At 45.4% G+C, this 11,838-nt stretch carries 12 protein-coding genes; 8 read left to right on the top strand and 4 right to left on the bottom strand.

What is annotated here, in order from left to right; all coding sequences use genetic code 11:
- Nucleotides 1–3 precede the first annotated feature (3 nt).
- Both K5R16_RS14495 and mog read left to right on the top strand, forming a co-directional pair.
- On the top strand, nucleotides 4–486 hold the full coding sequence (locus tag K5R16_RS14495; RefSeq protein WP_220738353.1) for an NlpC/P60 family protein: 483 nt from the start codon (nucleotides 4–6) through the stop codon (nucleotides 484–486).
- A 264-nt stretch (nucleotides 487–750) separates the two neighbouring features.
- Nucleotides 751–1,284 carry a molybdopterin adenylyltransferase gene (gene mog, locus K5R16_RS14500; protein ID WP_220738273.1) on the top strand — a complete coding sequence of 178 codons (534 nt, stop codon included), beginning with the start codon at nucleotides 751–753 and terminating at the stop codon, nucleotides 1,282–1,284.
- Nucleotides 1,285–1,562: 278 nt separating this feature from the next.
- Here mog and K5R16_RS14505 read toward each other — a convergent pair whose 3' ends face one another.
- Nucleotides 1,563–1,742, bottom strand: a complete 180-nt coding sequence (locus K5R16_RS14505; protein ID WP_220738274.1) for a hypothetical protein — start codon at nucleotides 1,740–1,742, stop codon at nucleotides 1,563–1,565.
- A 136-nt stretch (nucleotides 1,743–1,878) separates the two neighbouring features.
- Here K5R16_RS14505 and K5R16_RS14510 point away from each other — a divergent pair, with 136 nt between their 5' ends.
- The gene (locus K5R16_RS14510) at nucleotides 1,879–2,892 is read left to right on the top strand and encodes a GlxA family transcriptional regulator (RefSeq protein WP_220738275.1); all 1,014 of its coding nucleotides are present in this window, start codon (nucleotides 1,879–1,881) and stop codon (nucleotides 2,890–2,892) included.
- A gap of 49 nt (nucleotides 2,893–2,941) precedes the next feature.
- Here K5R16_RS14510 and K5R16_RS14515 read toward each other — a convergent pair whose 3' ends face one another.
- The 3 genes from K5R16_RS14515 to K5R16_RS14525 all read right to left on the bottom strand — a co-directional run bounded on the left by K5R16_RS14515 (nucleotide 2,942) and on the right by K5R16_RS14525 (nucleotide 6,492).
- Entirely contained in the window at nucleotides 2,942–4,078 is a 1,137-nt protein-coding gene (locus K5R16_RS14515; RefSeq protein WP_220738276.1) for an ABC transporter permease, read from the bottom strand.
- Nucleotides 4,079–4,139: 61 nt separating this feature from the next.
- The gene (locus tag K5R16_RS14520) at nucleotides 4,140–4,874 is read right to left on the bottom strand and encodes an ATP-binding cassette domain-containing protein (RefSeq protein ID WP_220738277.1); all 735 of its coding nucleotides are present in this window, start codon (nucleotides 4,872–4,874) and stop codon (nucleotides 4,140–4,142) included.
- 10 nt (nucleotides 4,875–4,884) lie between these two features.
- Nucleotides 4,885–6,492 (bottom strand): alpha/beta hydrolase, encoded by a 1,608-nt coding sequence (locus K5R16_RS14525; RefSeq protein WP_220738278.1) that lies wholly within the window; start codon nucleotides 6,490–6,492, stop codon nucleotides 4,885–4,887.
- 90 nt (nucleotides 6,493–6,582) lie between these two features.
- Here K5R16_RS14525 and K5R16_RS14530 point away from each other — a divergent pair, with 90 nt between their 5' ends.
- From K5R16_RS14530 to K5R16_RS14550, 5 genes are all read left to right on the top strand, one after another.
- A complete protein-coding gene (locus K5R16_RS14530) occupies nucleotides 6,583–6,954 on the top strand; it encodes a GntR family transcriptional regulator (RefSeq protein ID WP_220738279.1) in 372 nt (123 codons plus the stop codon).
- 20 nt (nucleotides 6,955–6,974) lie between these two features.
- Nucleotides 6,975–7,820: an ABC transporter ATP-binding protein gene (locus K5R16_RS14535; RefSeq protein ID WP_220738280.1), complete on the top strand. Its 846-nt coding sequence runs from the start codon at nucleotides 6,975–6,977 to the stop codon at nucleotides 7,818–7,820.
- Nucleotides 7,817–9,121 (top strand): hypothetical protein, encoded by a 1,305-nt coding sequence (locus K5R16_RS14540; RefSeq protein ID WP_220738281.1) that lies wholly within the window; start codon nucleotides 7,817–7,819, stop codon nucleotides 9,119–9,121. Before K5R16_RS14535 ends, K5R16_RS14540 begins: the two co-directional genes overlap by 4 nt.
- A gap of 337 nt (nucleotides 9,122–9,458) precedes the next feature.
- Nucleotides 9,459–11,255, top strand: a complete 1,797-nt coding sequence (locus K5R16_RS14545; RefSeq protein WP_220738282.1) for a long-chain fatty acid--CoA ligase — start codon at nucleotides 9,459–9,461, stop codon at nucleotides 11,253–11,255.
- Nucleotides 11,256–11,428: 173 nt separating this feature from the next.
- Nucleotides 11,429–11,833: a thioesterase family protein gene (locus K5R16_RS14550; protein WP_220738283.1), complete on the top strand. Its 405-nt coding sequence runs from the start codon at nucleotides 11,429–11,431 to the stop codon at nucleotides 11,831–11,833.
- Nucleotides 11,834–11,838: the final 5 nt, after the last annotated feature.

Raw genomic sequence — 11,838 nt, forward strand, 5'->3', positions numbered from 1 at the left:
TATATGAAATTCATTGTGGTTTTAAGCTTATTACTTTTATTAAATGCCTGTTCAAGTGCACCCAATGGTGATGAAACTCTGCAAACTGCAGCGAGAGATAAGATTGCATTAGAGAATAGTGATGCAGTAAAAAGTCAATTAATGCAATTACATAAAGAATGGAAAGGCACGCCTTACCGCTTCGGTGGTATGAGTAAGCGGGGTGTTGACTGCTCTGGTTTTGTGCTGCTGGGATTTGAGCAAAAATTTGGCTTATCATTACCGCGTACTACTGATGAACAAAGTGCTGTGGGTAAAAGTGTCAGTAAAAGTAATTTGAGGCCAGGTGATCTGGTTTTTTTCAAAACAGGTTGGAGTACACGTCACGTTGGGATCTACATAGGTAACCATCAGTTCTTACATGCTTCAACGAGCCAAGGAGTGATGATCTCCAGTTTGGACAATAGCTACTGGAAACAAAAGTACTGGCAGTCACGAAGGCTATAGCTGTGTGGCTTTAGCCTTTGCTCTAACGCATATTCTGATTACTCTCAAAGCTGCATCTTTAAGTTGGATCGGTAACTATTAGATATTTATCAAATCTCGCTAGTTAACTTTATGCTACTTTATAGCCATTCTTGCTGGCAGGTTTTTAGTCAGAGCTTATGCACACTCAGTAAGAGCTGGTATTATAGCCTCAACAGATTTTGACATTCGATGGCAGATAGCCGCGGGTGGTTTCGCAACAGATTAAAGTGAAAGGATTAAGCAATGAGCAAAGCAAAAATAGGTATTGTGACTGTCAGTGATCGCGCTAGTGCCGGTATATACGAAGATCTTTCAGGCAAGGCGATTATTGACGTACTTAATGAGTACCTTACTTCTGACTGGGAGCCTGTTTATAAGGTTATTCCTGATGAAACCGATGCGATTGAAGCAACACTTATTGATATGGCAGATGTGCAAAACTGTAGCCTGATTGTCACCACTGGTGGTACCGGTCCTGCTAAGCGTGATGTTACCCCTGAAGCAACTGAAGCGGTATGCGATCGTATGATGCCAGGTTTTGGCGAGTTGATGCGTGCAGAGTCATTGAAGTTTGTACCGACTGCGATTTTATCTCGTCAAACAGCAGGTCTTCGTGGTGATTCTTTAATTGTTAACCTACCGGGCAAGCCTAAATCTATTCGTGAATGTTTAGATGCTGTATTCCCTGCAATACCTTACTGCATCGACCTTATGGATGGCCCATTTTTAGAGTGTGATGAAGCAGTCATCAAGCCTTTTAGACCCAAAGCAAAGTAGTTCGCTTAAGCTGGATTAAAATGCTCACAAGCCCGAATCAATTCGGGCTTTTTTGTGTCAGGCCATAAATGTTCCATACATTTATTGGCATTCCCTCCGTCCTTGGAGGTCAGAACACTTATGCCAAAACCCATGGATGGGATAGTTTTGGTATTTGTGTCAGGCCATAAATGTTCCATACATTTATTGGCATTCCCTCCGTCCTTGGAGGTCCGCACATAAATGTTCATTCGGTAACTGCATCCAGCGTTACTTTATTTGCTGAGTTCACAACGCTGCTAGCATTTGTTGTTGCATAAGCTGGCGGCGTTAAGCCCAGTGATGAGTAGCAAAGCAGGGATCATTACGAAGTGCACCATTGCATTGGGCTCGATACTAAAATTGAGCCAGACCAACAATGCCCAGCTCAATAACCAATAACTGACGCTGAATAGATGTTTAGTAGAGAATGACTTCATAACGAACTCCTTGTTTTGTCGCTGGTGCCTGTTTGGCTGGACTAATAACAACTTGGATATAGTTTAAATTCTGGACAATTAACAGATAAGTGGCATTATTGACAAAATAAAGGTGATTAGTGACAGGTGGGTTTCTGTGAAAAGAATCGTAGTGTTAGCTGCAGATAATGCAGTTGCTGGTGGCATCATCAGTTTTATGGATGTATTTAGCTTCTGTAATACTTACTGGAAGGTGACACAAGCCAATGCTGAAGAGGATCTGTTTGAGTGTAAAATTCTGTCACCTGACGGAGAACCAATTAGCAGTGACTATGGCTTATCATTGCCTGTCGTGCCTCACTCAGATGCCGAACATTATTTATCACACGCCGATGCGGTAGTCGTTGCTTCATCCACCATCACCAACCGCACAGAGCTAGAAAGTTACTTAAAAGCATTTCACCCACATATGTCGAGCCTGCATCAGTTCGCCGAAACGGGTAAGCCGATAGCTGCCTACTGCTCAGGTACGTTGGTGTTAGCGGCAAGCGGTTTACTCGACGGTAAAACCGCTACTTGCGTCTGGTGGTTGGCCGAGCTATTTAAACGTCGATTCCCAAAGGTCAATTTATGCATGGATCACTTAGTCATCAACGATGGTCAGCTGCATACCGCAGGTGCCACTACGGCTAACTTAAGCTTGGCGTTGCAACTGGTTAAACAACTGGTTGGTGAGCAGATTGCCACGCAAATGGCTAAGGTCTTGCTTATCGACCCCAACCGTATCTCGCAGCAACCTTTTATGACACTAGATGCAGATCCGCAGCATAAGGATCAGCTCGTCAGCCGTATTCAAGATTGGATGCAGCTGCATTTAGCCGAGAGTTTTTTATTGGATGATATTGCCGATAAGTTTGCCGTAGGTAAGCGTACTTTAATCCGCCGCTTTAAAAGGGCACTCAATGAAACGCCAGCAAGCTACATGCAAAGGCTTAGAGTGGATGAAGCCAAACGCTTACTGGAAACCACTGAGTTAGCATTAGAGCAGATAGTGATTAAGGTCGGCTATGAAGATGTAAGTTCTTTTAGAAAGTTATTTATCCAGTTAACCAGTGTGTCGCCCAGAGCCTATCGGCAAAAGTTTAATACTCACAGTTGCTGTGAGTATTAAATTCATTCATATTAAGCCTCTTAAATCGCTAAGAGGCTAATTGTTCTACTTATAAACCAAAGACAATTTTTTCGCTTTTCAGTGACTTTTGCATACCCATTGCTAAGCCTGCGGAAATCACCAGCGTGGTAATGGATGATATAGCGAGTTGCACTACAGGCAGCTCTCTACCTTTAATAAACTCCATCAATGCTTGAAGCTGACCTGATACTGGTAACCACTGTAAAGTATCAGGGGCTATGTTGTAACTAGCAGCCATCGCTAACATCATGGGTAAAATGAGCACTATGGTGAGGTACGACTGGGCTTCCTTAAAGCTCTTAGCCATAAACGATACAAACAGCTGTAGGCAGGCAGCCATAATGGCGACGGGTAGGCCAACTAGCATCATCATGCCGATGAAACTACTGTTAACGCTGACGCTAAAGCCTAGCTCCTGCCAAGGGACAAAGCTGTAAGCAAACTTCGAGACGATTAAGGTCAATAGCAGACCTATCATCGCAAAGATGGTCACGGCGAGAATTTTAGATAATACAATTTGCCCTGTTGATACTGGATGGCTCAGCAATAACGCTAACGAGTTACGTTCGCGCTCACCGGCACTGGTATCAATCGCGAGGTTCATTCCTGAAATAAACACCGCGTAGATCATCGTCATAGTGGCAATACCTAAGATCATGCCTGCTTTTGAATCTGGTGTAGCTTGGTCTTCTACGTTTAGCTTAATAGGTTGCATGACTCTCGGGTCAATACCGCGAGCAATTAGACGTAAACTGCCCATCTCTGCGCTGTATTCTTGCAAGCGTTTTTCGAGGCGGCGAATCGATTTTTGTAGCTTTTCATTGGATGCATCGGCAATAAGAGTAACGTCAGCGCTGATCCCTTTAGCCATATTGCTGGCGTAATCATCACTGATGACCAGCAAAATATCCTTGGTATTCTCACCATCGGTTTGATTAATCCCTTTGCTAGATAGGTACTTCACTAGATCAGGAGCGCCTTGCGGGTTGTCGATGTTGATATTCAAATCTTCTGGGCTAGTTAACTGGCCGATCAACATAAAGAACATGCCGCACATCAGCAGTGGTGCACCCATTGCATAGTAAAGCCCAGCCATTACCGAGCGTTTGTCTCGTGCGGCATCAATAAGCTCTTTGCGGAGCATGGTGATTATTTTATTACTCATTTCAATATCCTTTTGTTGCCGTTGTGCTGGGCTGCATTGCGTGTTTTTATTATTGAATGCATCATGCGGCAATCCCTTCATCGGTGCCGATAAGCTGAATAAAGGCATCCTCCAGTGAGGCTTTGCCCGTTTGTTGGCACAAGGCTTCAGGGCTACCAACGGCAACAACTTTACCCTCAGCCATCACAATCACTTGGTCGCACAGTGCGGCAACTTCCTGCATCACGTGGCTGGAAAACAGTACACAGTGACCTTGGTTTTTAAGGTCTCGCAATATGTCACGCAGTACCCGAGTGCTCATTACATCTAGCCCTCGCGTCGGCTCATCGAGAATAATATTGGTTGGCTGATGAACAATGGCTTGTGCCAGCGCTGTTTTCATTCGTTGACCTTGAGAAAAGCCTTTGCACTGCCTGTCTGCAATATCAGCTAGGTGCAGTTTCTCAATTACATTGCTGGTGGCTTGTTTGGCATCTTTACGCGATAAACCATTGAGCTCGGCAAAGTAACTGATGTATTCCCGTGGGGTTAAACGTTCGTACAGTCCAAATGGGTCGGGAAATAATCCCAGCTGCTGCTTGGCTGCAACCGGTGATTTGGCAATGTTAATTCCGTCGATTTCAGCGATACCATTGTCGGGCTTGAGTAGGCCAAACACTGTGCGTAAACAGGTTGTTTTACCCGCGCCATTAGGGCCTAGTAACCCTGTAATTTGACCGTCGAGAGCTGAGAAGCTTAAATCATTCAGCGCCTGCACATCTCCGATGCGTTTTGACAAGTTTGATACTTTAATCATCAGTGTTTCCTTACTTATTCAGGGCTTGTTGTGGGCTCAAAGCTTTATCAGCATCGGCGCTTAACGTGGTTTTTTGCTCATTAGCATTGGCTGGAATGGCTTCTACGGTACTCGCATTCAAATAGAAATTACGGCGAGTATCTTTGCTTAAACATTCAGCATCTATGTCGGTTACCGCGCCTTTTTCGACCAGTTCGGCAATTAAGTTATTGCCACAAGATTGGTAGGCAACCCCATGAGTCGCATAAGGGGCGATAAAGTGTTTGGCATTGGTTAATTTCTCCATCGCCATCTCTCCCCAACTTGGCGGCGTGGCAGGATCTAATTCTCCAGATAACAACAGAGTCGGAATGTCACTGGCGATGGCTTGGCTGAAACTGTCGTCAACAGCTGGCATGTTCCATACGGCACATGACTGCTCAAAGGTCTTGAGCATCTCTTTACCGAAATAGTTTGCAGCTGTAGTGGCACGTAATTCAGGTGTTAATCGCTGCCAATCTTCGCCACATACCACCGAGGCATGCATGCCCATAGCGATGCCTGTGCTGTCCATTGACATGGCATAGAGACCGGTAATGGGTTGGAAATTACCTTTAGCGGCTTGATGAATGGCGTGGGGGATCAGCGCTCGGACGCTTGGTGAGTAAAGTGCCATGCGCAGCGCACCTTTAAACTTACTGCGAGTCATGGTGAGCTGGGTTGCTTCGCCAGTGGTTGGATCTGCAATAGTGCTTATTTTCGGCGCTTCAGCCAGTTCGCCATCAACCTTTTCCAGATCGGCAGCGAGCTGCGGAAACTGCTTATGACATAAAGCATTGTTGCTACAGTCTTGGATCACCAGCTCAAAAGCACGGGCAATCGCATCACCAATCGCCAATACACTTTGCTGCATCGGAACGACACCATCTAAGGTAACCGTGGCTAAATGTTCAGGGTAGTGACGCATATAAAGTTGTGCCATGCGAGTCCCATAAGAGACTCCATAAAGGTGCAACTTTTGATAGCCTAGATGGGCTCTTACCGCTTCAAAATCTTTCAGTGCGGGTAGGCTGCCATATTGGGTAACATCGGCGTCTAATTCAGCTAAACACTTTTGAGTTTCGACGCGAGTATCAAAGTCGCTTTCGTTAATCGCTAGTGCATTGTCAAAGCCATCACCGATACATTGCAGTTGGTTTGATTGGCCAGTACCACGCTGATCGATCAAGATAACGTCTCGAGTTTGGCGCACCTTAGTGAGCATCTTATCGAAGCCTTGGGCATTCTCTATCGCTGATTGCCCTGGGCCTCCAGCAATCGCTAACAAGGCTTCACTTTTGCCACTGCTCTTAATTGCTGGCATCACCACGTAATGTATTTGAATCTGTTTGCCGTCTGGTTTGGCGTAGTTTTCAGGTACGCTGACCGCGCCGCAGTTCATCTGCTCTGATAGCCCGTCAACATAACAGCTGCTGGCAGTGCTTGATGCTGACGTTGTCGTTGAAAGCGTAAGTGGCTGCGAATGAACAGAAGGAAGCAGTAAAGCTGCCCAAATGGCAACTGCGATGGCAACTTTCTTACGGCGCGTCAGAGTTGGACAAACTCCTGCTCGTAATTGCGAATACATTCCGTGGTGCATGATACTGATTCCTTTTTGCAATTTAGCGGGTATATGTTAACTTGTTACTGTATCGGTGTATCAATGTATTAATACAGTGACTAAAGGCTAATGTTAGAACAACTAAATGTCAACCCTAGTAGTGGTGAACCAATTTATAAACAATTGAGCGAGCAGATCGTGCGCTTGATTGTGGGCGGCCAGCTACAAAGTGAGCAAGTATTGCCGTCAGTACGGCAGATGGCTGAGCATTTAACGGTAAATCCAATGACGGTGAGCCGTGCGGTGCAACAGCTGGTGGAGCAAGGTTGGCTTGAGCGGCGCCGTGGCCAACCTACTCGCGTGGCACAACGTGAGCAGAGTGATATCACCTCCAATGAACAATTATTACACCCGCAGATTGACGCGGTTGTTGAGCAGGCCAAACAACTCGGCATCAGCTTAGATGCTTTAAAAACACTGCTTGGTGATCGCTGGAAGTAACATTTAAAGGATTTTTTTCGATGGATATGAATGAAACACCAATTTTAGTCTGCAAGCAGCTGACAAAAAGCTTTGATGATAAAGTGGCGCTTAATGGATTAGATATGGCGCTGTACCCTGGAATGGTTGTGGGTTTACTGGGGCAAAATGGCGCGGGAAAATCGACCTTAATGCGCTGCGCTTTGGGGATTATACAAGCCAGTTCTGGCAGTATTGAGGTGCTAGCAACGCCCGTTGAGCAGATGACGTCAGAGATAAAAACGCAAATAGGTTATGTGCCGCAGCAACCTTTTGGTTATGAGGGCTTTAGTGTATCTAAAGCACTGGATCTGCATCGGAGTTTTTATCCTGAGTGGGACAGATCATTAGAGGCTGAGTGGCTACAACGATTCGATCTTGATCCTAAGCAGCAGGTGCAGCGTCTATCGGTTGGACAACGTCAGTCGTTAGCACTCATTATGGCAATGGCTTACCGACCCAAACTGCTGATCCTTGATGAACCCGTGGCCAGCTTGGATCCCATCGCCAGACGTAAATTTATGGCCGATCTGTTTGAATTAGCAGTCGAGTCAGGCTCTTGTGTGCTGTTCTCTTCTCATATCACTTCCGATCTTGAACGGGTTGCTAGCCATCTCGCGCTGATTAAGCATGGCGAGCTGGTGATATTTAAAGAGATAGATGAGCTAAGAGAACAAGTGAGGCTATTAAAACTGAGTGAGTCTGCCACGCTGCCTGTCGAGCTAAATGAATTGCATCGAAATGGCAATAATGTGCTGGTTGATAACTATCAACAGCAACAGTTTGCTGGGCTTATCAGTGCTAATGCACTTAATCTAGAGCAGCTGTTTATGGAGTTGCACTCATGAATAGGGCCTTCATAACCTCGGGTAAGTGGTTAAAAGGTTCTGTTCGGCTGTGGTTATTTGATCTTGGTTGCGCCAGTTTTCTGGGTGTTGGCTTGCTGGGGTTAATTATGGCATTAGCTATGCCTTTTTTGCTTGCCGATGACGCCGAGCGCAAAGTCGACACACTAATGCTGTTGATGAATATGTTTGTCGCTTCCACTTGTGTCGCTATCGGTTGGCAGATGAACCGCTTAGCCGCTACAGAGTGGGCCGCTATTGTGCCCCAATATCGACAAAGTGTGCTGCTTCAAGCGCTTACGTTATTGATAACAAGCCTTATCATCGCCACCATTTTTTTAGCCGCACATAACGCATTTGATAAGTTTGATGAGCTACTGCTGACACTATTATTCGGGCTCGGTTTTCTCTATTTTAGCTTGAAGAATAGCAGTGCTTTTCATCTGTCATTTGTATTGTATATCTCTTTGCCGATGTTGCCCTACTTGGTAGACCTTTTACCTGCTAGTGGCAGTGCTTTATTGCTGTTTGCGGATTTGATTTTGCTGGTGCTTCTATGGCGCAAGCTATCAAGGTTTGGTTGGAATAGTAAGGCTCGTATTGTTTACCTTAATGGTCTAGAGATGGGCTGGTTTTGGTTGCCATCACTTAAGTCTTCCAAGCTGCTTAACCGATTCGAGCGCTATCTGCATCCCGCTAACTATTTCATTGGCCCTATGCTGACAATGATGTTGCTAGCAATGCCGCTAGTCACACTGTTTTTAGCACTTGGGGCGTATTTACTTGATGTGCAGTTGCCTGTGCTATTTCTGTTGATTCAGTTTAGTAGTATCGCTTGCGCCATGTTGCACTGGAGCCGTATTCAACGTTGGCGCGCGGTAGAAAGTCTATTCGTATTGCCGGGCTTTGATGGCAAACAGGGCATGATTAATGCCTTCATGTTAGCCCAATACCGTTTACTGGCCATATTAACGGTTAGCATGATGGTGACTGCTGCATTAGTCAGCTTGCTATCACCACTGATGAGTTTGTCGGTTTGGTGCCACATCGTTTTGAGTAATGTGATTGGCTGCGCGGCGATATTAGGTTTAGGCTCGATGTGTCGTACTTCAATGCAGATCTCCGCCACAATCTTTTTTGTCGCACTGCAATCTGGCTGGGTATCTTCCTCACTTTCTACGGTGCAAAGTGGCGGTGATATTTGGCACTGGGTAGCTTGGGACGTTCCGTTGCTAATATTAGCGTTTTTCTGCCTTTGGTACGGCAAATATCGCCTATGGCGTGGTGACCTATTGTCTAGCTAACTGTTTGAAACTGTTATCAACCGGCTGGTTTTGTTGTGTTGCGGATGACAGGTTTTTATTGCCGGGCACTAAACGGCTATGTTTGAAATCAATATAGAATTAATTAGCCAGCCTTTTTGCGGCGTAATTACATACACTTGTTACTGAGGTGTTTCTGTTTTAATTGAGCTGGTTAGCTTAAGATATTTTTTGTTAATCGAAGGCCGTTCATCAGCATGAGCGGTCTTTTTTTGTGTTTGACTTAACACTAATAGAGCAAAAGCTCTTAGTTTTTGAGCGAACTTCGAGTAAACTTACTTTAAAGCGGAACACTTGTAAGCTAAAAGGTAGTTATTTTATGTCACTCGAGTCATTTCACGTTATACGTCTTATACAGCAACAGAGCCAAGCACTTGGCGATGCGATAGCACTCGAAGGATTCGAAATGGCCGCTCCTTGGCATCAAGTTAGCTGGGGCCAGTTTGATGTTGTCACCTCAAAAATTGCACGGGTGTTAATCCAGTTTGGCATAGAGTCGCAAGACCGTGCGGTGATCCTTTCACAGAACTGTCCGCAGTGGACCTGTGCTGATTTAGGCTTATTAAAGGCTAAAGCGGTGGTGGTGCCTATCTACCCGACTAGCACTTTAGAACAAGCTGCTTACATAGTTAACGACGCACAGGCTAAACTTATTTTTGCTGGCGACGCAGAGCAATACGCTATGGCGTGTGATTTGATTGCCCAATGTGATTCAGTATCGCGCATTGTGGTTTTCGATAAGAGTGTGCCGCTGCAAGATAACCATAATCACTTTTACTTAGATACACTGCTGGAGCGAGAGCTCGATAAGGCAGTCGATACAGAGTTGCAAAAGCGACTCGCCGATACCAGTCTTGACGATCTACTCACGCTTATATACACCTCTGGTACCACGGGTGAGCCAAAAGGGGTGATGTTAGATCACCGTAATATTGCATCAACTGTGCGCCAACACGATCAGAAGATGAACTTCGAAACTGGCGATACTTCATTGGCATTTTTGCCATTAAGCCATGTATTTGAGCGTGGTTGGAGCTTCTATGTGCTTTGTCGTGGTGGTCACAATGTTTATCTGCAGGATCCAATGACAGCAAAAGACGCCATTACTGCTGTGCGTCCGCATACATTATGTGTTGTGCCGCGTTTCCTAGAGAAAGTTTATAGCGCAGTACAAGATAAGGTGAGTAAAGCCCCCAATGCACGACAGAAAATGTTTGCTTGGGCGATGTCAGTGGGTGAGCGCCAGTTTGAAGTCAGCCAAGGCCGAGCTAAAGGCTCTGCAATGTTGAATTTGCAGTGGGCAATAGCCAACAAGCTAGTTTATAGCAAGCTGCAACAGGTATTGGGTGGTCGTCTTAAATTTATGCCCTGTGGCGGTGCTGCGCTAGACACTAAAGTGGCTAGCTTCTTCCATAGCATTAATGTACCTGTGCTGTGTGGTTACGGTATGACTGAAACCACTGCAACAGTGACCTGTAATACGTTGGGTAACAGAGTGACTGGCTCAAATGGACAAGTATTACCTGAAACCGAGATTAAGCTTGGTAAAGACAACGAAATTCTTGTTCGTGGTGATACGGTTATGCGTGGTTACTATAACCGCCCACAAGAAACCGAAGAAACCTTTGAAGATGGCTGGCTTAAAACCGGTGATGCGGGCCACATTGACGAAAACGGCAATCTGTTTATCACTGACCGTATTAAAGAGCTAATGAAAACCTCAAACGGAAAGTATATTGCCCCGCAGCGTGTTGAGGGCAAAGTCGGCTGTTGTCCATTCATCGAACAGGTAGCGATTATTGCTGATGCGCGTAACTACGTTACCGCATTGATTGTGCCTGCATTCGAGTCTTTAGAAGTATGGGCAAAAGAGAAGGGCGTGCATTATGAATCGCCACTTGAGTTGCTGCGTCATTCCCATGTTGTAGAGCACTTTGAAGAGCGCTTAAAGACCTTACAAACAGAGCTCGCAGGGTTTGAGAAGATTAAAAAATTCACTCTACTGCCTGATGCATTTTCAATGGAAGCGGGTTTAATCACTCCAACAATGAAGCTACGCCGTAAGGTTATTTACAATAAGTATGCGCGAGAAATCGATAAGATGTATGCGCGGTAAAAGATTAACACAGCAATAGAAAAGGGATGCGATGCATCCCTTTTTGCTATCTGGCTTAAAATAAGCAGAGCAGGTATAACTCGAGGTGAGCAAATACTGCGTTGAAAAAGAAATATCGGTAGAATGAATCGATAACATGCCAACAATAATAACAAGCATAAGGAAGAGACAGCGTGCAGCAGAGTGAATTTAGCTTAACCATACAACCGCGTTTTTGTGAAACCGATGCGCTAGGTCATATCAATAACACGGTGATCCCAGTTTGGTTTGAAGCGGGCAGAGAACCGATTTTTAAGATCTTTAATCCACAGCAAGACTTGTCGAAATGGAATCTCATTGTCGCAGGTTTTACCATCGCCTTTAACGCACCGACTTACTTTGCGAGTGACGTGACAGTCAAAACTTGGGTCAGTCGCATTGGCAATAGTAGTTTCGAGCTCACTCAGAGCTGTTGGCAAAACGGCAAAAAAACCGCAGAAGCGCAAACGGCGATGGTGCATTACGATTATGCCGCCGAAAAAAGTGTACCTTTGAGTGAAGAGGTACGGCAGCAGCTGGCTTTGTTAACGGGTGAATAGTGTCA

The organism is Shewanella sp. c952 (assembly GCF_019654975.1).
Lineage (GTDB): Bacteria > Pseudomonadota > Gammaproteobacteria > Enterobacterales > Shewanellaceae > Shewanella.